We start from the raw sequence: 18,969 nt of genomic DNA, 5'->3' as shown, positions 1-18,969 counted from the left end.
TGGGTTCAGTCAGAACAAGTGCTAATGGATGAGGGCTCTCGCTTAATCACGGCGGTGTCTCCGTTCTGCAACGTTTTGTTCTAGGTGAGGTTTATCGCCGTCAGCTCAACGGGGTTATCGCCCCGTGAGCTTGAGCGATGATCTCCCTTCCCCCCACTTGGCCCAGAAAAGTTTCCTGGCGATCAGCGGCGTCCTATCCCATCAATGCTCGATGCATTGATTGTCGTGTCGCGTCTTCTTTCGATCGTTGTTTCCGTTATGCAGGGAGTCATGTCTATGAACGCTCCTCGTTGCTCGCGGAAGTCAGGTTTCACCTTGATTGAGCTGCTGGTGGTCATCGCGATCATCGCGGTCTTGATTGCGCTCTTGCTTCCGGCCGTCCAGGCGGCTCGTGAGGCGGCTCGGCGGACACAGTGTGTCAACAATCTCAAACAGATCGGGTTGGCCACTCATAATTATCTCAGTTCAAACGACTTGTTCCCTCCAGGAGCGATCAAGGGTGGGTGGAATCTCAACAGCAATGGGATGAACTGGCGTCCTTTGATTCTGGCCCATATGGAGGCGACAAATCAGTACAATATGATTAATTTTAGCCTCTATGCCAACCAGAACGGCCCGAGTTTGGCAACGATCTGGTATACGACGATCGCCAGCTTCCTCTGCCCGTCCGATGGACTTGGACAGAGCCCCGTCGGGTTTGTCCCTTACATGGGGCCGAACGGTTCGACCTCGGTGACGGTGGCCCCATTTCGGCCCGGTACGACGTCGGGGCAGCTCGTTCCCGTGTCGAACTATTTGATGAGCTTTGGCGACAATTACGCCATTCTCCCCCTCTCTGGCGCTAATCCCTGGGAAACCGCCGCCGGAACCATTCCCCGGATCGGGTTGGACGGCTTCTGGGGCACGAATAATAACGGCGGAACGATGCGCGGCTTCTCCGACTATGCGACCGGTGGGATTGCCACGATCGCGTCGGTCACCGATGGGACGAGCAACACCATCTTCGTCGGTGAAGGACTGCCCGACGAGGATGCCAACAACGACTTCTGGAGCTTCACCGGGGGAGCAGCCGGCACCACCGTCCCGATCAACTGGAAGACGAATCAACGCGATACGGCCTGTGTCGACGCCTGGGGTTCGACCAACTGGAACTGCCGTTTCAGTTACGCAGCTCGGGGATTCAAGAGCCGACATTCCGGCGGTGCCAATTTCCTCTTTGCGGACGGGTCGGTCCACTTCATCAAGAACTCCATCAATCGAATCACGTACGCGGCGCTTGGCAGCCGCAACGGCGGTGAGGTCATCAGCTCCGACTCTTACTGATCGTTGGTGTTCATTGGTTTAGGCCGGCTCAGCCTTGGCGATCAGCGATGTCATTTCGGCTCGCCGGTTCGTTGATGCCGAAGGTTGAGCCGGGAGTTCAAAGGGTGGTCCTGCCGATCCGGCCGTATCACAAGGACTTGCCGGATCCACCACTTCGCGGATCTCCGGGATGGCTTTGTCTGGTGCTCCCCTCCCCTTTGTGGATCCGGTTCGCCGTTTCCCGTACGCGGTTTTCGTCGCTGATCGATCTTCCGAACAGACGCCTGAATGAAATGCCCGACCCCGCGGAGAATTCTCTGCCATGTCGATTCGTCAAGTTTTCTCAGTCCGCCCGATCTTGTCTGCGGTGATCACGACCGTCATCGTCATGGCCCCTGGTTGTGGCGATGACGGCGGTCTCTCCGCACGCTACCCGGTCTCCGGCAAGGTGACCTACAAAGGAGAACCGGTCAAGAAGGCAGTGATCAACTTCGTACCCAATGATCCCGAGGGCCGCCCGGCCGGGGGGACGGTCGAGAATGGGCATTATGAGTTGACCACCTTGAACCTCAAAGACGGAGCGCTCCCCGGCAAATACAAGGTGACCATTGACGACCGACACCTGGATGCCGATGCGATGCGCTCCGAGGCCGATGCCGTGGCGAAGAAGAAAGGGGTCACCTACACGGCCATCCCCCAAGAACTGCAGGCGAAAGCCCTCAAGAGTCTGAAAAGTTCGCTTCCCGGCAAGTATCAAATTGCGTCCACGTCCGACTTCGAAGTGGAGGTTAAGTCCCAGCCCAATGCGATCGATCTTGAACTGAAGGATTGATGGGGCCATGTGGCTCCCCCAAGGCCTCATTTGATTCGTGAATGAGCGTCTGTTTGCTTCGCTGAAGCGAAGATGGACGTTGAAGACTCAGGCAGACTCCTCGAAAAGGTCGGCCCCGCCTCCTTGCCCTGGCTCATCAGGCGTTGGCTGGGGCCGCATCGTTGCGCACGATGAGCAACGGCGTGGAGGTACGCCTGCAACGCGTACCCCCACGCCTCGGACGGTCTGCAAGTAGGCTTGGGCCAGGTGATTCAGCCTTTCAGAATCCGTGCGCCGACGCGCAGCTGACCACTCACTCATGTCACCTCGGTTGTTCGAAGGTCACGATGTCCTCCTGTGTTCCCCGCGCAGAGGAAGGATGCTTCCCGACTTTCCTCCAACGAGCGCCGAGTCTCGTTTCGTCCGGCCAATACCTGCTCTGAGGCACGACCGGTGTTTGTGGACGGCCTGGTTGTCGATCGTTATTGACAATTGTCTTTGCCCGGTTCACAGGCATCCGAAGTGGTCGTATGGGCCCAAACGTTTGAAGAATCGGTCATTTTCGTTCGATTTGGGGGGGAGGCCCGAAAGTTGCAGGTGCGAGTAGGTGAATGGAAACCGACAGTGAACGGAATTGCTGCGTTGAGAGAGCTTCGGGAGATCGTGGCTCTTGGGCGGCTGGATGGATTTGGCTTTCGGTTGGCTCCAGCGGTTGGGTTTCGTGTCGCCTGCTCGTGTCGATACAACCGGTAGATGGGTTTGGGTCTTAAGGTGTTCGTGGATTTGACGGATTGCATTCGGATGTACGTATGAGTGCGAAGAGGCTTCAGCTCTGTCTGGCGATTGTTGCGTCAGGAGCAGGCTTGCATGGGTGATTCGGGCATGGATCGCAATTTTCCGGAAAGGTGAGGAACTCTGCTGATATCGGCGTTGTTTGGTAAACATCGAGCTTCCACCCGCCGAAATCAGTGATAGGTAAGATTTCGTGAGATCTTATGGGAAAGTTCTTGACACTCGAAGTGTTGGGCCGCTAAATAAAGAGTCTCTCATCTCCGTCTCTCGTTCTCGTCAATGCGGCTTTCAGTCAGCATAAGTGCTAATTTGTTAGTGTTTCCACTCGGCACGGCTGTGTCTGTGTTTTTCGGCGTTTTGGCCTCGTTTTCGTTTGTCGATGTCAGCTCAGAGGGGCGAGGCCCCCGGGGCTCGGCAGCAGGTCCCATTGCGCAGCGATGTTTTCCTCGTGATCGGCGGTGTACCAATCCCATTCTGATCTTTGGGATGAATCCATGATGTCATCGCGTCGCATCTCGGGTCGTCATTCTCGTCATGTAATGGAGTCAGGTTCTATGAGCGTTTCTCGTTGCTCGCGGAAGTCAGGTTTCACCCTGATTGAACTGCTGGTGGTCATCGCGATCATCGCGGTCCTGATCGCGCTGTTGCTCCCGGCCGTCCAGGCGGCTCGTGAAGCGGCCCGAAGAACTCAATGTGTCAACAACCTCAAGCAGATCGGGTTGGCGACTCACAACTACATCAGTACGAATGACGTGTTCCCTCCCGGGGCGATGCGTGACGGGTTTGGCACCACGAGCAATGGGATGAGCTGGCGTCCCATGATCCTGGCGCACATGGAGGCGAATAACCAGTACAACGCGATCAACTTCAGTGTTCCGATCACCCAGAACGGCGCGGTCTTGGCGACGATCTGGTATACCTCGATCGCCAGCTTCCTCTGCCCGTCCGACGGGATGGGGCAATCCCCCACCGGATTCGTCCCTTACAGGGGGCCGAATGGCTCGACCTCGATCACCCCGGCCCCGTTCCGTCCGGGCACAACGTCCGGGCAACTCGTCCCCGTGACGAACTACCTGATGAGCTTCGGCGACAATTACGCCATTCTCCCGCTCTCCGGCGCCAATCCCTGGGAAACCGCCGCCGGGACCGTCCCTCAGATTGGGTTCAACGGTTACTGGGGGACCAATAATGGCGGTGGGACGATGCGCGGATTCTCGGACTATACGACCGGTGGGGTCGCCACGATGGCGTCGGTCACCGATGGGACGAGCAACACCATCTTCGTCGGCGAAGGACTGCCCGACGAGGACGCGAACAACGATTTCTATAGCTTCACCGGGGCCGCGGCCGGCACGACCATCCCGATCAACTGGAAGACGACCGAACGCGATACGGCCTGTGTCGACGCCTGGGGTTCGACCAACTGGAAGTGTCGCTTCAGCTACGCCGCACGCGGGTTCAAGAGCCGACATCCCGGCGGGGCGAACTTTGTCTTCGCGGACGGCTCGGTCCACTTCGTCAAGAATTCCATCAACCGAGTCACCTACGCGGCGCTTGGCAGTCGCAACGGCGGCGAGGTCATCAGCTCCGACTCCTACTGATCGTCTCTGATTGTTGTTTCCCTTTTCGAGCCGGGCTCCATGAGCGGAGAAAGGTTGGGGTCCATCCGGTTGGGATGGCCTAGCCTGAACTTCCGCCGAGCCCGGCTCGATGCGTTTCTCTGACCAGGCCTTTGTCGCCGATCGCTCCGCCGAACCCAGCTCGACCGAGCGAGACGCTCGACTATGCGGAGAGTCCTCGTATGTTGATTCGTCGAATTCTGCCGGTCCGCCTCAGCTTGTCCGTTGCACTTGCCTCTCTGATGATCGTCATGAGCTTCGGCTGCGGCGATGACGGCGGACTTGCAACACGCTATCCCGTCTCCGGCAAGGTGACCTATAAAGGAGCACCGATCAAGAAGGCTTCCATCAACTTCATCCCCAATGATCCCGAGGGCCGCCCGGCCGGAGGGAGGATTGAGGATGGCCAGTATGTACTGACCACTCTGAACTCGGACGACGGAGCGATCCCTGGAAAATACAAGGTGACCGTCGACGACCGTGAACTCGACCAGGACGCGATGCGAGCCAGCGCCGATGCCGAGGCGAAGAAGAAAGGGGTCGCCTACAACGTCATTCCCCAGCACTTGCAGGCGAGTGCTCTCCAGAAAATGAAAAGCTCGCTTCCCGGCAAGTATCAAATCTCGTCGACGTCCGACCTCGAAGTCGAAGTGAAGAATCAATCGAATACCTTCAACCTCGAGTTGAAGGATTGAGGCCAGGAATCCCTGGTGACGAGCGGTACATCAGGGGGTGGCACACGTCACCTTGGAACTGAAAATCACTCTCGATGGTGCATCCGGCTCGTTCGTTGACGTCGAGGATTGAGCCGTGAGTCCCCTGGGTCGCCCGGTCGGGCCGGATGCACACTTCAGGCCATCACCGAAACCATTTCGAGCACCGGCTCTCCGTAGCTCGTCTCTCCATCGATCCGGATGGTTGGGAACCTCGCAAGGGCGGTCGCCCGGTCGGTTCGCTTCGTGAGGAACTTCCAGGCAATCGCCTGGTCGAGTGTTACGACCGAAGCCGCATTCTCGACGGATTCGTCCACCAACCTCCACGCCTGCTGTTCCCGCCTGACGAACCAATCGCCCCCTGATTCCCCGACAACCCGGACCGCGACGAGCGTCCCTTTCGGGGCCCTGACGTCACGGTAGGAATGGGGGAGCGCACGCATGAACGTATCGAGGACCGGGTGATAGAGATGCCGCTTGTCGATCGGGGTCGGCCGATCGACGGCGTCGGCAATCTGCCGTTGGTGATGCCATCGTTCGGTGAATTCTCGCGCGATGTCGAACCACATGAGCGATTCGGACTCGCCCGCCCAAGCGACGGAGAAGAGGGCAGGCGCCAAGGGGTCGGCCGACTCGAAGAGATCCGCAAGCTCGGCCGTGGCCTTCTCCATCAGCCCGATCAAGACCGCCGGGCTAAGTCGGGCCGTGGCTGAGGTCCATTCGGCGTTCAGTCGATTCAGGAACGCAACGAGTTCCTCGTAAGAGTCGAAGCCCCTCGGCGATTGCGGTGGGATGTAGCCGTCACGCTGGATCGAGAGCCTACGAAGGATCGAGTCGAGCAGGTGTGACGCGATATCCTTCACGGACCAGGCCGAGCAGACGGTGGGCCGGTTCCAGTCCTCGGGCGTGAGCGAACGAAGCAGGTTGAGGAGATGCCCATCAAGTTCTCGAAACAAGGGGGCCACGATGATGGGGGCTGAAGCTTCCATTGGCGTCTCCCAGGTTTGGGTGTCCACGATTCTCGCCGAACGCACCACCTGGCAAGAGGGGGGCGGCGAGTCTTGCCGATCGTCCGGCCCTCGAAAAAAAGAGAGAGAATATTAAAGACGGGTTCAGGGGCCCCTGCCCTCAACTCAAGCATCGCAAGAATGCAGGCGGTTCGAAAGATGATTCTTTGGGGTACGAGAATTGTAAATGTTGCAATATTGGTTAAGTGTTTGTGTTTAATGGATTGGCGAGAGTGCGGGTGAGGTGACATCGCCGTGGGAGTGGGCCTTGGCTGAAACCGAACCCTCCTGGGGATTGCAGACGCCTCGGCTGTTCGCTCTGCCCCACTTTGTGGAGGCGGATGCCCTTGATTTCCGGGCGGGAAGAGAAGTGTCGGAAAGATCGTGGGAATTGCCAGTCCGTTCGGTCATAATCAGTCCCAAGTCTCGCCGTCTCCGTCCGTTATTCATCCCAATTACGTTCAGGAGGGGATCGATGTCGCATCTGAGTCGTCGCCAGTTCCTGGGTCGTTCGGTGGCCGCCGGCATCGGCGCAAGCTTCGCCATCGGGGGTACCAAATCATCCGGCCGGGTCATCGGCGCCAATGACACCATCCGTATCGGTGTGGCCGGTCTGAACAGCCGGGGTGAGGCGCATGTCGACGCCTTCTCCAGCATCAAAGGGGTCGAGATCACCTACCTGATCGACCCGGATAACACGACCTTCAAGAAGCACCTCGACAAGCTCAAGAAGCGGGGTGGAAGCGTTCCGAAGACCGTCGCGGACGTCCGCCACGCCCTCGACGACAAAGAACTCGACGCGATTTCGATCGCCACGCCCAACCATTGGCACGCCCTGATGACTATCTGGGGCTGCGAGGCGGGCAAAGACGTTTACGTCGAGAAGCCGGCCAGCCACAACGTCCACGAGGGGCGGATCGCCGTCGAGGCTGCACGCAAGTTTGGCCGGATCGTTCAGCACGGCACCCAGAACCGGTCGAATCCTGCCTGGGCCCAGGTTGCCGCGGCGGTCAAGTCGGGCAAATACGGCAAGCTGAACGTTTCGCGTGCCCTCTGCTACAAATCGCGTAAGAGCATTGGGTTCAAGTCGGACATGGCCACGCCTCAGAACATCGACTTCAACCTTTGGACCGGCCCGGCCCCCGAGCATCCGTTCAATGAGAACCTTGTGCATTACAACTGGCACTGGTTCTGGGACTACGGCAACGGCGACATCGGCAACCAGGGGGTCCACGAGATGGACAAGGCCCGCTGGCTGATCCCCGGGGCCACCCTGCCCCAAAGCGTGATCTCCGTCGGCGGCCGGCTCGGCTACAAGGATCAGGGGCAGACTGCCAACACCCAGATCGCGGTCCTCGACTACGGCGATACCCAGATCATCTTCGAGGTCCGTGGCCTGCCGACGAACGGGTACCACGGCGAGATGGTCGGGAACTTCGCCCACCTCGATGCGGGGACGATCACCGTTCAGAAGGAAATCAAGGAGAAGGGCAAAGTCATCCAGCAAGGGGGCCCTGTGTTCATCCCCAAGGGGAGCGACAAGGGCGAACCGCTGCCCAAGTTCGAGACGTCGCTGGGTCCGGTCACCGACGGCGAGAAGGGGCACTTCGCCAACTTCATCGCCGCCGTCCGCAGCCGCAAGGTCGACGACCTCAACGCCGACATCCTCGAAGGACACTACTCGGCCGCCCTCTGCCACCTTGCCAACATCTCGTACCGCCTGGGCAAACCGACCCCGTTCAACTCTCAGGCCAAGGCTTTCAGCGACAACAAGGACGCGACCGAAGCCTTCGGCCGGATGGAGGAGCATCTCAAGGACAACGGCGTGAAGCTCAGCGAGACGACCTACCAGGTCGGCCCCAAGCTCGTCGTCGACGCCAAGACCGAGTCGTTCGTCGATAGCCCCGACGGCGACAAGCTCTTGACCCGCGAGTACCGTAAGCCGTTCGTCGTCCCCGAGTCGTTCTCCTGAGCGATCGGGTTCAATTTTTTCTTTCGATGATGGGCCTGGGCTTGTTCGCGAGCCCGGGCCCGGTTCGCGCGCAGCACCAGCTTCGCGCCTGGAGAGATATGACGTGGAGTTGGATACTTACGTGATGGGATTCTTTCTGGTTGTCACCAGCGCCATTCTGGCGATCCTCGGCTTGCTCAGCGTCCGGAAACTGCTCCGTACGCGAGATCTGCTCTCCTGCCACGACGTCGGAGGCTATCTTCTCTCGGTCGTCGGCACGCTCTATGCAGTGATTCTCGGCCTGATCGTCGTCGACTCGATGGGGAACTTTCAGGAAGCCCACCTGACGACCGAGCAAGAGTCGAACTCACTGGCCAATGTTCTGATCCTCGCGAACCAGCTTCCCAAGGGGAAGCGGGACGAGATTCAGAGCCACGCTCAGGCCTACATCAACCAGGTCATCAAAGAAGAGTGGCCCGCCATGGATGAGGGGCGGCATTCGGACAAGGCCCATCACTCTGCGATCCGTCTGTTCAACGTGGTCTCCGACTTCGAGCCGAAGACCGAGAAGGAAAAGGCGATCTACGCCACCCAGCTCTCATCCCTCTGCCAGTTCTGGGACAGCCGGCGGACTCGGACCGTCACCGCCGCACATGGCGTCTCCCCTCTCGAGTGGTTCGTCCTCCTCCTCGGCGGCGCAGTCACCGTTGCATTCACTTACTTCTTCAAGCTAGATAACCTACGAATCCAACTCGTCATGACGGTCATGGTCTCGACCCTCATCGCCCTGAATCTCTTCCTCGTCCTAATGTTTGGTTACCCGTTCTCCGGCGACCACCGAGTCAGTCCCGACGGATTCCGGGTGGCCGGAATGCTCCTCGAGCAGCAGAGTGACGTCTCAAAGACCGCAAGCCCGCAGCCTCGGTGAGTGAGAGCGAATTGCCACTCATTGATAAACGGGCCGCTTTCGTCGTCGCCGGTAGAGTACCTGGAAACATGGAAGTTTTTTGTGAGTATGCGGATTTCATGTTGGCGATGATTGAATTATCAGCCGCGGCTTTTTGCAGAATCGGCTGTGGCTGAACTCTCCTTCTCGGAGATTGCGACACATGGGATTGCGCGAGCGACTTGAGACGATCCGGGCGAACAACCGAAAGGTGGAGAGTCAGTCGGTACTTGGGTTTGACCATCCGGAACTCGGGGCCGAAAAAGGGATCGATTTCCTGTGCGTACGCCCCTGGCTCTCCATGTGGTTCCGGCCCAGGAAAACGATCCGACACGTTGTGTTGTTCGAGAGCGAGTGGTGGGTTTTGGGACTTGGAGCTGCGGCGGGGACCGCTCGCGCCTTGAATCGAGCGGCGGCTCGGGACCTTGGCGACCGACTCTCTCTCGAAGTGATTGTCGCCGTTTGCTTGATCTTGGGCCCGGCCCTGCAGCTCATCTCGATCTATCTGGGTGGGGGGATCCTTCGGTTTTGCGGGGGCCTGTTCGGCGGCAAGGCTACCTTCGCCGAGGTTCGCTCTGCCTTGGCATGGGGGGCCTTGCCTCAAGCTGCGATGCTCCTCCCCTGGATCCTTGTGCTGGGGATCTGCGGGAGAGAGATGTTCGTTAGCTCCAAGCCGATCCTTTTGACTTATCCATACTCTCAGACTTTCTTTTTTCTTTTTTATGCCCTTGATTTGATCCTTGCCCTCTGGAGCCTGATCCTTACGCTCAACGCCCTGGCCGTGGTCTTCCGGCGGGGGATGGGGTTGGTCGTCTTGGCCTGCCTGGCTGCAGGTTGCCTCATCGTAGGGGCGGCCGTTCTGGGATCTGTCGTCTGGTCGAACACCGCTGTCTTTTCCTTCGACCTCGGCAGATTTTCAAGGATGGAGAACCCGGCTCCCCTGGAAAGTCAAACCCGTCTTCTTGCTCGCCTCCCGAAAGTGATGGACCTTCACATCCAGGACGCTCCCCAGACCATCGACGCAGGGCTTGATGTACCATTTCGCGTTATTGAATGGCAGGGTCAGCCTCAATGGACTCAGGGCAATCTCGTCTGCTCTGCTTCTTACCCCAATCTCTCTCACCAGGAGGTAAGTCGAAGACGCCGACTTCGTCCACCTGCTCCTCTGGCTTCGCTCGCGTTGCGGGATTTGAGTTGTTGTTGCAAGAGGTTGCCCCTGCGGGTCTGCAACGAACCGGCGCAGGGGTTGACTTCATTCCATCAGTCCCCGACAGGGAGCGTGAACTCGAAGTCGTACGTATGCTTTCCCTCGGCGATGTTGATCACCATCTTACCGGCGAGGCCGACGAGTTGCCCGGAACCGGAATCGGGCACCACGGTGATGGAGAGGTGCTGGCCGCCGCTCGACATTGTGCCGCTGTGCTGGAGGACGAAGCTGCCGCGACGACCCTGGAGCGTCCCGGTCACCCGCTCGATCGCGACGTAACCGGCCGAGCCCTTGACCTCGGTGACCGCGGAAAGCATCTCTCCCTTGCTGGTCGCTTCGAGGTCGCCGTGGAACTGCTTATCGATCGACATTCGGCCGAGAGTCGAGCCTTCGGCCTGGTCGGGAGGCGCCAGCGGGTTGAGCTTCACTTCAAACGATCCTGTGCCCCGGGTCGCCATGGCTGTCTCCGTTTGGGAATGGCCTCATAAGCCGACGAATCAGATTGCCTTATGGTTATTCGGCAGGTTGCCCGAGAAGCTGAACCGCCCGATTCTCTGCCGCGCTGTTCCGTCGCTCGACGATGATGGTGATGAGCGTGGAGGTCGCCGCGCACCCGGCGATCGTCAGGGCCATCGGTCGGTTCGTCCCGTCGTGAAAGATCCCGACGATCGCGCCGGTGGCGGCACCGACCGTGAACTGGAGCATGCCCAGCAGGGCAGATGCGGCCCCGGCCTGGTGAGGGAAGGGAGCCATTACCGCGGCGGTGGCGTTGGGCAAGATCAGGCCGACCGTCATGAGGCAGAGAAAGATGTCTGCGAAGAAGGCGGGGAACCCGCCGATCCCAGTCCAGGCGAGCACCGGCAGGAGAAGGGCGGCCACCAGGTTGCCGATCGAGGCCGCGCGCAGGATGGAGTGGGTGTCATAGTGGCGGGTCAGCCAGCGGTTCACCTGGGCGGCGCCGATCAGGCCGATGGCGTTGCTGGCGAAGAGGAGACTGAACGCCGCCGGCGAGAGCCCGTAAAACTGCATGAAGAGCGACGGAGCCGACGCGACATAGGCGAAGATCAGGCCGAGCGCGAGGCTGACCGGGGCCGCGTAGCCCACAAACTTGCGGTCGACGATCATGGATGCATAGCGCCGTCCGATCGAGCAGAGCGAATCGCGAGTGCGCCGTGACGGGGGATGGGTTTCGGGCAGATCGACCGCGACCGCGATCCCGCAGAGGCAGGCGAAGCCGGCCAGCGCCCAGAAGATCGAACCCCAGCTCCCAACGCGCATTAGCCAGCCGCCGACGGATGGGGCGAGGACCGGAGCGATCCCGATGACGAGCATGAGCATCGAGTAGATCCGCGACGAGTCGGCCTCTTCGAAGGAGTCGCGGACGATGGCCCGCGCGATCACCATGCCCGTCGCGCCCGCCAGGCCCATGACGAACCGGGCGAGAATCAGTGACTCGATCGAGCGGGCGAACGCGCACGTCACGGAGGCAAGCGCGAACGCGGCGCAACCCCAGAGCAACGGCTTGCGACGGCCGAGGCGGTCGGAGATCGGCCCGCAAATGAGCTGGCCGATCGCCAGTCCTGCCAGGAAGAACGAGAGCGTCAGTTGCATCGCCCCCCCTTGCGCCTTGAGGTCGCGCTCGATCTGGGGGAAGGCGGGAAGATACATGTCAATGCCGAGCGGGCCGAAGGCGTCAAGCAAGCCAAGAAGAATGATGAAACGGAGCCCAGGGCTGGCCGCGCGGGCGGCAGTCTCGCCTTGGGTAGGAGAGATCGTCAAGATTTGATCTGAGGCCATTGGGTAAATCTCGGAGGTCTCGGGACGTGGCGGTGAAGGGGGGGAGTTGGGCGGTGTGAAGGAGAGCGAGCCGCCAAGCCAGGCGATCGAATGTTCACGGACGTCCGCGGCGATCATTCCCGATGATCGGCGAACGTCGCGAATTATAGGGGGAACCGTCGACGAGGCAACTCCGTCACCTTGAAACGGGACGCGGCCCCATCGAGTCTGGAACTCATTCGACGGTCACGGAACGAGCATCTCCGGAACGCGTGTTGCCCGTGGTGGCGGAGTGGCACGAGGTGCCTCGGTTCGCTTGATCAGGCCGGTCGTTCGTTGTGTCGGTTCTCGTCATCGCAAAGATTGACTGAGGATATTCTTGTGAAATCAGCATGTTGTGAATTTGCTGTTCGTTCGCTAGAATCGCCGCGTCGCGAGGCTGCGACCAAACTCTTTGGGATGAAGTTGTCCCAATGCGTTTTTGTAATTTCGTATTGAATCAATCTGCGGCGAACTGATCCTGGGAGGGCTCGAGATGAAACGTCACATTCTCTGCTTCGATGGCACCTGGAATACCCCGGACGACGATGCGATTTTGGAAGAACAGCGAGTCGAGACGAACGCCAGACGGTTTTATCGGTCAGTTTCCTCGATTGGGGCGGACGGTCTCGTGCAGGAGCCTTGGTATAATGAAGGCGTAGGAACTTATGTGCTGAATAAGCTCACTGGTGGAGCATTTGGGGCCGGCCTTGACAAGCACATCCTCGACGGCTATCGCTACCTCGTTGACAACTACCATGAGGGGGATCAGGTCTTCATCCTGGGGTTCAGCCGAGGTGCCTATACGGCCCGCAGTCTCGTCGGGATGATTCGGAACTGTGGTCTCGTGCGGCCGAGCGCCGCGTCATTTCAGGTTGGTATGGCTTACGGCCTCTACCGAACGCGCGAAGAGGGCCCCGACTCGTTTGCAGCCCGTTCGTTCCGCTCCTTATTCGCGAGAGAAATCCCGATTCGTTTTCTCGGTGTTTGGGACACGGTCGGGGCACTGGGCATTCCGCTTGAAGCCGCCAACCGTCTGAACCATCAGTTCTACGAGTTCCACGACACAAAGCTCAGCAAAATCGTCGAGCGTGCGTACCAGGCAGGCGCGATCGACGAGCATCGCCAAGATTATGATATCACCCTCTGGAATCCGACGGAGAAGCCCGGCCAGACGCTTGAGCAGCGCTGGTTCGCCGGAGCCCATTCCGATATTGGTGGTGGTTACCCAGACCGTCGGCTTTCGGACCTGACCCTCCGCTGGATGCAGGACCGCGCCATGGACGCGGGCTTAGCTCTCACCCCTGTCCCCGTCGGGGTCGCGAACTACAAGGGACCCTTGACCGACTCGTACCAAAACTTCCTGAAGGGCCTTTATCGCACGATCCATCCGAGACATTATCGCTCCCTCCTCAGCACCCGTTTTGGCAACGAAGTGCTCGACCCTTCCGTGGAACTCCGCCGCCGGGATTCCGCGATCGCCTACCGGCCGATCAACACCGGGATTCCGCAACTGATTTCCTGACGGTTCGTCGTCCGTTGGGGATGCAACCCGTGGGCTTGAGCCGGGCGGGCCGCTTACTGGAATGACTTCTCGAGCCGGCGGAGGCCTTCGTCGATCGAGACGGAGGGTTGATAGCCGAAGTCGCGGCGCGCGGCGCTGATGTCGAACCAGTGGGCGGTCGAGAGCTGGTGCGCCAGAAATCGGGTCATCGGCGGCTCGGCGGTGCGTCCCAGGGCGCGGTAGCCGTGTTCGAGGAGGGTGCCCGCCAGGAGGGCGGCTCCACGCGGGACGCTGCGGGTGACCGGGGGAACGCCCGCGGCGGCGAGGATGCCGTTGATCAAATTCCAGAGCGGCCAGGGCTCCCCTTGCGAGAGGAAGTACGCTTTACCGTGGACCGGCGAACCGGGGCCGGGGCCAAGGCGGTCGGCCGCGCGCAGGTGGGCCTCGGCGGCGTTGTCGATGTAGATCGTGTCGACGAGATGATCCTGGCGGCCGATCCGGCGCAGCCGGCCCGCGCGAGCCCGGGCGATCAGGCGAGGGATCAGGTGGTTGTCCCCAGGGCCCCAGATCAGGTGGGGCCGGAGCGCCGTGGTGGCCAGCTCGTCGCCATCGGCTTCGAGGACCAGGCGCTCGGCCTGGGCCTTGGTCGCGGGGTAGGGTGAGTCGAACCGGCTGGCATAAGGGGCCGACTCGTTGATCCCTTCCTGGTCTCGGCCGTTGAAGACGACGCTGGGGGAACTTGTATAAACAAGTCGGTGCACGTTACGGGCCCGGCAGGCCTCGAGCACGTTGCGAGTCCCCTCGATGTTGCAGCGGTGATACTCTTCGTAAGGGCCCCAGATGCCCGCCTTGGCCGCGACGTGGAAGACGACGTCGCAGCCGTCGACCGCGCGGAGGACGGTCTCCGGATCGGCCACGTCGCCGCGGATGGGTTCAGCACCGAGAGCACGCAGCTCGGGGTAGTCGCCCCGCGCCAGGCTGCGGACGGTGTCGCCCCGCGCGCGGAGGAGCCGGACGATCGCGAGGCCGAGGAATCCGCCGCCACCGGTCACCAGGGCATTCATCGCACCCTCCCGGCCGCCCAGGCGGCCAGCTTCTCGCGGAAAATCTTGGCGTTGTGACGGATGTCGACCGGGAACGCCTTATGGAACAGGATGGTCGTGATCCCCTTCGTATGAGGATAAGTCGCCCCGAGCTCGAGGAGTGCGCGGCGGAGGGCTTTCTTCGAGATCGGCCGTTCCTTCGCTTTGCCGGTTGCCGTTGCGGAACGTTGCCGCTCGACGCAGAGGACGGGTCTCATCGCCCCGCGCGGGCCGACCCCGACCAAGGCGGTGCGGAAGACCGCCGGATGGGTGTTGAAGACAGCCTCGCAGGGGATGGTGAAGAGGGTCTCCTCCGAGGTCACGACCCGGTGGGCCTTACGCCCGCAGAACCAGATTCGGCCCTGATCGTCGCGATAGCCGACGTCTCCCATCCGGTGATAGACGTCCCCCCCCTGCCCTGGAATGGCGATCTTGGCCTGGGCCGTCGACTCGGGTCGGTTGACGTACGCGCGGGTCACGACCGGCCCTCGGACGACGATCTCGCCGATTTCCCCGTCGGGGAGACAGAGATCGTCCGACCAGTCCGAAATCGGGTCGTCGGAGATCCGGATGATCTGGACCTCGACATCACCGACCGGTCGGCCGACGCAGACGCCGGCCCCTCGGTCGGTCTGGTGCCGCGTCTCGCCGAGGATCTCGTGGCTGTCGATCGAGCAGACGGGGAGCGACTCGGTTGCGCCGTAGGGGGTTGTCAGGGACGCGGTGGGCGTGAGCATCATGGCGAAGGTTTCGAGCACCTTGGCCGGAACGGGAGCGCCCGCCGAGATCACCCGGCGGATTGTCGGCAGTTTGAGGGCGTGGCGGGCCCCGTAGTCGCCGACGCGGCGGATCAGGGCCGGGGAGCCGAACATGTTGGTCACGCCGAAGTCCTGGATCGTCTGCACGATCATCCTGGGATCGACCTGCGCTGGGCGGGTGAAGTCCATCTCGGGGATGATCGCCGTCATCCCGAGCGCGGGGGCGAACAGGGCGAAGAGCGGGAAGGTGCAGAGATCGATCTCGCCCGGCCCGAGGCCGTAGAGGTCGCGGAGGACGGCCACCTGCGCCTCGAAGATCGAATGAGTGTAGACGGCCCCCTTGGGGACTCCCGTACTGCCGCTGGTGAAGAGGATCGCGGCGACCTCGTCGGCCCGGGTCGGGGCGATCGGATACGATTGATCCTCAAGCCATGGTCTGTTTCTGTGAGAATGCCATCCTTTGCAAGGAGGAGCGACCGGTACGATGGTCCGGAGGGTCGCCTTGCCCCAGCCGAGCAGCCGTCGCGCCAGGTTTGCCAAGGGGATGCCGATGAACGCCTCGGGCTCGGCCTCAGCCAGGCACTGGCCGATGTTCTTGATCCCCATGCCCGGGTCGATCAGGACCGGGATCGCCCCTGTCTTGAACAGGGCGAAGGTCAGGGCGAAGAATTCGAGGCTCGGCTTGACCATCAAGACCGTGCGGACGCCCCGGGTGATCCCGGCCCGCTCCAGGACCTGCCGCGCCACGGCGTCACTCTCGCGGTCGAGTTGCTGGAACGTCCAGTGCGTGTGGGCCGCGCGGCCGGCGCGGTCGCGGCCGGCCGGGCAGACGGCCGCCAGCGCATAGGGCTGGATCTTCGCCATCTCGCGCAGGTGAGTGGCGATGTTGACGACGTCCGGGTTGGCACCGGTGCCGGTAGACTCAACGCCTCGGGCCGGACTGATCCCTTCCGTTGCCACCGGAGTCTCCTTCACTCAGAACGCCTGATTAATAACAAAGAGGCCAATCGTGAGAACGTACTTTAGTTTCGTTGGGTGGGCACGGTTGTGCCGCGACAAGTCGAAACCAACCCCTCCTGGGACCGCGGGCGACCCGCCCGCAATTCCATTTCATTAATCAAAATCAAGAGCGGGCGGGGCGACCGCGGTCCCAGGGGGAATCAATCAAAACAAGAGCGGGCGGGGCGACCGTGGTTCCAGGGCTGATGCCGTTCGCGGGTTCAAGCCGACACCTCCCGTGGTTGCGCCACCCCGGCCACTCGAAATCCGGAACATCGAAGAAGACAGCGGCCAGCGGCTTAACCTTCTCCCATCGGCAGAGGGTTGCGGCCATGCCGCGCCTCGTGGCTCCGGGCGTCTTGCTCGAGAGGATGGTTGGCGAGGAAGTCGCGAACCAAGGGAACGATTGTCTCGGTCTCGTCCTCGAGGATATAGTGCCCGGACTTGGGGAACCGGTGGACCTCCGCGCTGGGGAATCGGCGGATCCATTCGTCGAGGAAATGGTGGTCGAACACGAAGTCCTTCATCCCCCAACCAATCAACATGGGTACGCTTGCGAGTGTTTCGAGGCGATCTTCAACCTCGGAGATGAGTGCGTAGCCACGGTCGCCGGGGCGGAGCGGGATGTCCTGGACGAATCGGTGGATGGCGATCCGATTGGCCCACGAGTCGTAAGGCGCGAGGTAGGCGTTACGAACCGTGCGCGACATCGGGTGATGGGTGCAGCCGATCCAGGAGGAGGCGGTCCCCCGGCAGAACGCGTTCAGGCCACGGACCATCCAGGCGCCCAGCGGCGTGTCGCGGCAGACCCACAAGGGCCAGGGGAACGGCTTCGACTTCGGGAGATGAAATGCGCCCGTGTTGAGGATCACCAACCGCGCGATCCGTTCCGGGTGGCGTGCGGCGTAGGTCATGCCGATCATGCCGCCCCAGTCGTGGAGCACCAGCGTCAGGTTGCTGTTGACCCCAAGGTGGTCGAGGAGCGCTTCGAGGTCGTCGACCCGGCGGCTCAGCGTGTAGGGGTAGCGCGAGTCCTCGGGCTTGTCCGAGAGCCCGCAGCCGATATGGTCGGGGACGATGGTCCGGTACGAGCCGTTGAGGGCCTCGACCAGCGAGCGGTAGTAGAACGACCAGGACGGGTTGCCGTGGACCATGACGACCGGCTCGCCCTGACCCTCGTCGAGGTAGTGGTAGCGCAGGCCTCCCAGGTCGAGGTCACGCCCCGGATGGGACAGGCGAAATTCGTCAAAGGCGCTGGTCATTCGTAGTCCTGCATCTCGGTCAGCTCATCATTGGCTTGCTTGGTGAAAACGGCTTTCGTAAGAGCCTTGGCCTGCTGCGTAACACGGGTTCCGAGAACGAAACCGGTGGCGTCCGACAGGAAATTGCGGATCTCAACAGGCATTGATGAGAGTTTACCACTCGAGTCCAAGCATCAGGCAGTTCAAGCCGCTACCGATGCCAAGGAAGGCGACCCGGTCGCCGGGCCTGAGGAAGTCGCGGTCCTCGGCCAGGGCGGCAGTCAAGGGGAGCGAGACGGTGCCGATGTTGCCCAGGTAGGGGAAGCTTGAAAACTCCTTGGTTGCGTCGATCCCCAGGGATTGGAGGATTGTGTCACGGTGCCCTGAGCCGACCTGATGGCAGATGACCTTGTCGATCTGGTTGCGCATCCAGCCGAACTTGCGGAGGAAGGCGGACCAGGTCCGGGTACCGAGGTCGACGCCGTGCTTGAGCACGGAGATCGAGTCGGTCGCCATGAATTGCTGCAGGCCGCCGAGCGGGCGGATCGCCTCCAGGCCCCAGCGGCAGAGGGCGTGGAATTGCGGGGCGGTGTGGGTCACGCCGCCGAGCAGGCGCCTTCGCTTCGGTTCCGAGAACGAGCCGTCGGTCAGGAGCATCGCGACCGCCCCTGAGCCCCCGGTGAGGGTGGCCAGCGACTCGCGGAAGTTCTCCATCGTCGGTTCCTGAATCATTCTCTCAATCATGATGTCGTTGATCTCGCGCGCGGTCTCGCACGAGACGACCATGCCCGCCTTGATCTGGCCGAGCTCGATCCGGTTGGCGATGTCGATCATGCCGTTGAGCACGCCCAGGCAGGCGTTGCTGATGTCGTAGACGGCCGTCTCTTCGCTGACCCCGACCCCGGCGGCCACGCGGCAGGCGGTCGCCGGCTCGAACAGCTCGCGGCAGACCCCGGCGTAGATCAGGACGCCGATCTCCTCGGGCTTCACGTTTGACGTTGCCAGGGCCTGCTTGGCCGCCGCGATCGCCCCTTCGGAGACGGGGTAGCCTTCGTCCCACCACCGTCGCTCGACAATGCCCGTCAGTGCTTCGAGCTGTCCTTCAGGGATCCGCAAGGCTTCGTAAAAGCCTTTCAGTCGCGTTTCCAGCTCGGCCGACGTCACCACCACAGGGGGCAACTCATAGCCGATCGCATCGATATAGACTCGCGAATATCTCATC

General features: G+C 61.3%; 15 protein-coding genes. 7 read left to right on the top strand and 8 right to left on the bottom strand.

Going from position 1 to position 18,969, the window contains the following annotated elements; translation table 11 throughout:
• The first annotated feature begins 276 nt into the window (after positions 1-276).
• From SINAC_RS17950 to SINAC_RS17935, 4 genes are all read left to right on the top strand, one after another.
• Complete coding sequence (locus tag SINAC_RS17950) at positions 277-1,323, top strand: DUF1559 domain-containing protein (protein WP_015247043.1); 1,047 nt, start codon at positions 277-279, stop codon at positions 1,321-1,323.
• A gap of 301 nt (positions 1,324-1,624) precedes the next feature.
• Positions 1,625-2,134, top strand: a complete 510-nt coding sequence (locus SINAC_RS17945) for a hypothetical protein (protein ID WP_015247042.1) — start codon at positions 1,625-1,627, stop codon at positions 2,132-2,134.
• 1,325 nt (positions 2,135-3,459) lie between these two features.
• Complete coding sequence (locus SINAC_RS17940; protein ID WP_015247040.1) at positions 3,460-4,506, top strand: DUF1559 domain-containing protein; 1,047 nt, start codon at positions 3,460-3,462, stop codon at positions 4,504-4,506.
• Between the two features lie 200 nt (positions 4,507-4,706).
• Complete coding sequence (locus SINAC_RS17935) at positions 4,707-5,219, top strand: hypothetical protein (protein WP_015247039.1); 513 nt, start codon at positions 4,707-4,709, stop codon at positions 5,217-5,219.
• Positions 5,220-5,374: 155 nt separating this feature from the next.
• Here SINAC_RS17935 and SINAC_RS17930 read toward each other — a convergent pair whose 3' ends face one another.
• Positions 5,375-6,226 carry a maleylpyruvate isomerase N-terminal domain-containing protein gene (locus tag SINAC_RS17930; protein ID WP_015247038.1) on the bottom strand — a complete coding sequence of 284 codons (852 nt, stop codon included), beginning with the start codon at positions 6,224-6,226 and terminating at the stop codon, positions 5,375-5,377.
• A gap of 493 nt (positions 6,227-6,719) precedes the next feature.
• Between SINAC_RS17930 and SINAC_RS17925 the strand changes: the two genes are divergently transcribed.
• Both SINAC_RS17925 and SINAC_RS17920 read left to right on the top strand, forming a co-directional pair.
• Positions 6,720-8,216 carry a Gfo/Idh/MocA family protein gene (locus SINAC_RS17925; RefSeq protein WP_015247037.1) on the top strand — a complete coding sequence of 499 codons (1,497 nt, stop codon included), beginning with the start codon at positions 6,720-6,722 and terminating at the stop codon, positions 8,214-8,216.
• 103 nt (positions 8,217-8,319) lie between these two features.
• Entirely contained in the window at positions 8,320-9,123 is an 804-nt protein-coding gene (locus SINAC_RS17920) for a bestrophin-like domain (RefSeq protein WP_015247036.1), read from the top strand.
• Positions 9,124-10,401: 1,278 nt separating this feature from the next.
• On the opposite strand, the gene SINAC_RS17915 is transcribed toward SINAC_RS17920, so the two are convergent.
• Positions 10,402-10,806 (bottom strand): DUF3224 domain-containing protein, encoded by a 405-nt coding sequence (locus SINAC_RS17915; RefSeq protein WP_015247035.1) that lies wholly within the window; start codon positions 10,804-10,806, stop codon positions 10,402-10,404.
• Between the two features lie 55 nt (positions 10,807-10,861).
• Positions 10,862-12,262, bottom strand: coding sequence for a Bcr/CflA family multidrug efflux MFS transporter (locus SINAC_RS17910; protein ID WP_020465947.1), 1,401 nt, complete (start codon positions 12,260-12,262; stop codon positions 10,862-10,864).
• 397 nt (positions 12,263-12,659) lie between these two features.
• Between SINAC_RS17910 and SINAC_RS17905 the strand changes: the two genes are divergently transcribed.
• Positions 12,660-13,688, top strand: coding sequence for a DUF2235 domain-containing protein (locus SINAC_RS17905; RefSeq protein ID WP_015247033.1), 1,029 nt, complete (start codon positions 12,660-12,662; stop codon positions 13,686-13,688).
• 53 nt (positions 13,689-13,741) lie between these two features.
• Here SINAC_RS17905 and SINAC_RS17900 read toward each other — a convergent pair whose 3' ends face one another.
• The 5 genes from SINAC_RS17900 to SINAC_RS17885 all read right to left on the bottom strand — a co-directional run bounded on the left by SINAC_RS17900 (position 13,742) and on the right by SINAC_RS17885 (position 18,968).
• Complete coding sequence (locus SINAC_RS17900) at positions 13,742-14,731, bottom strand: NAD-dependent epimerase/dehydratase family protein (protein WP_015247032.1); 990 nt, start codon at positions 14,729-14,731, stop codon at positions 13,742-13,744.
• Positions 14,728-16,371, bottom strand: a complete 1,644-nt coding sequence (locus SINAC_RS17895; protein ID WP_044147616.1) for a fatty acid CoA ligase family protein — start codon at positions 16,369-16,371, stop codon at positions 14,728-14,730. The genes SINAC_RS17900 and SINAC_RS17895 overlap by 4 nt, the downstream gene beginning before the upstream one ends.
• A 434-nt stretch (positions 16,372-16,805) precedes the next feature.
• Positions 16,806-17,768 carry an alpha/beta fold hydrolase gene (locus tag SINAC_RS17890; RefSeq protein ID WP_015247029.1) on the bottom strand — a complete coding sequence of 321 codons (963 nt, stop codon included), beginning with the start codon at positions 17,766-17,768 and terminating at the stop codon, positions 16,806-16,808.
• Positions 17,765-17,911 carry a hypothetical protein gene (locus SINAC_RS40615; protein ID WP_015247028.1) on the bottom strand — a complete coding sequence of 49 codons (147 nt, stop codon included), beginning with the start codon at positions 17,909-17,911 and terminating at the stop codon, positions 17,765-17,767. Before SINAC_RS40615 ends, SINAC_RS17890 begins: the two co-directional genes overlap by 4 nt.
• A 10-nt stretch (positions 17,912-17,921) precedes the next feature.
• Positions 17,922-18,968, bottom strand: a complete 1,047-nt coding sequence (locus tag SINAC_RS17885) for a 3-oxoacyl-ACP synthase III (RefSeq protein ID WP_015247027.1) — start codon at positions 18,966-18,968, stop codon at positions 17,922-17,924.
• Position 18,969 lies beyond the last annotated feature (1 nt).

It is taken from the genome of Singulisphaera acidiphila DSM 18658 (genome assembly GCF_000242455.2).
In the GTDB taxonomy this organism is placed as follows: domain Bacteria; phylum Planctomycetota; class Planctomycetia; order Isosphaerales; family Isosphaeraceae; genus Singulisphaera; species Singulisphaera acidiphila.
The sequence above is the reverse complement of the archived record's forward strand: the minus strand, read 5'-3'. Positions and strand labels throughout refer to the sequence as shown.

What these genes read in the sequence shown, in the direction of transcription:
- SINAC_RS17950 (WP_015247043.1), top strand. Translation starts at nt 277, where the DNA reads ATGAACGCTCCTCGTTGCTCGCGGAAGTCAGGTTTCACCTTGATTGAG.
- SINAC_RS17885 (WP_015247027.1), bottom strand. Translation starts at nt 18,968, where the DNA reads ATGAGATATTCGCGAGTCTATATCGATGCGATCGGCTATGAGTTGCCC.
- SINAC_RS17890 (WP_015247029.1), bottom strand. Translation starts at nt 17,768, where the DNA reads ATGACCAGCGCCTTTGACGAATTTCGCCTGTCCCATCCGGGGCGTGAC.
- SINAC_RS17925 (WP_015247037.1), top strand. Translation starts at nt 6,720, where the DNA reads ATGTCGCATCTGAGTCGTCGCCAGTTCCTGGGTCGTTCGGTGGCCGCC.
- SINAC_RS17930 (WP_015247038.1), bottom strand. Translation starts at nt 6,226, where the DNA reads ATGGAAGCTTCAGCCCCCATCATCGTGGCCCCCTTGTTTCGAGAACTT.
- SINAC_RS17945 (WP_015247042.1), top strand. Translation starts at nt 1,625, where the DNA reads ATGTCGATTCGTCAAGTTTTCTCAGTCCGCCCGATCTTGTCTGCGGTG.
- SINAC_RS40615 (WP_015247028.1), bottom strand. Translation starts at nt 17,911, where the DNA reads ATGCCTGTTGAGATCCGCAATTTCCTGTCGGACGCCACCGGTTTCGTT.
- SINAC_RS17940 (WP_015247040.1), top strand. Translation starts at nt 3,460, where the DNA reads ATGAGCGTTTCTCGTTGCTCGCGGAAGTCAGGTTTCACCCTGATTGAA.
- SINAC_RS17900 (WP_015247032.1), bottom strand. Translation starts at nt 14,731, where the DNA reads ATGAATGCCCTGGTGACCGGTGGCGGCGGATTCCTCGGCCTCGCGATC.
- SINAC_RS17935 (WP_015247039.1), top strand. Translation starts at nt 4,707, where the DNA reads ATGTTGATTCGTCGAATTCTGCCGGTCCGCCTCAGCTTGTCCGTTGCA.
- SINAC_RS17915 (WP_015247035.1), bottom strand. Translation starts at nt 10,806, where the DNA reads ATGGCGACCCGGGGCACAGGATCGTTTGAAGTGAAGCTCAACCCGCTG.
- SINAC_RS17905 (WP_015247033.1), top strand. Translation starts at nt 12,660, where the DNA reads ATGAAACGTCACATTCTCTGCTTCGATGGCACCTGGAATACCCCGGAC.
- SINAC_RS17895 (WP_044147616.1), bottom strand. Translation starts at nt 16,371, where the DNA reads ATGGCGAAGATCCAGCCCTATGCGCTGGCGGCCGTCTGCCCGGCCGGC.
- SINAC_RS17910 (WP_020465947.1), bottom strand. Translation starts at nt 12,262, where the DNA reads ATGATCGCCGCGGACGTCCGTGAACATTCGATCGCCTGGCTTGGCGGC.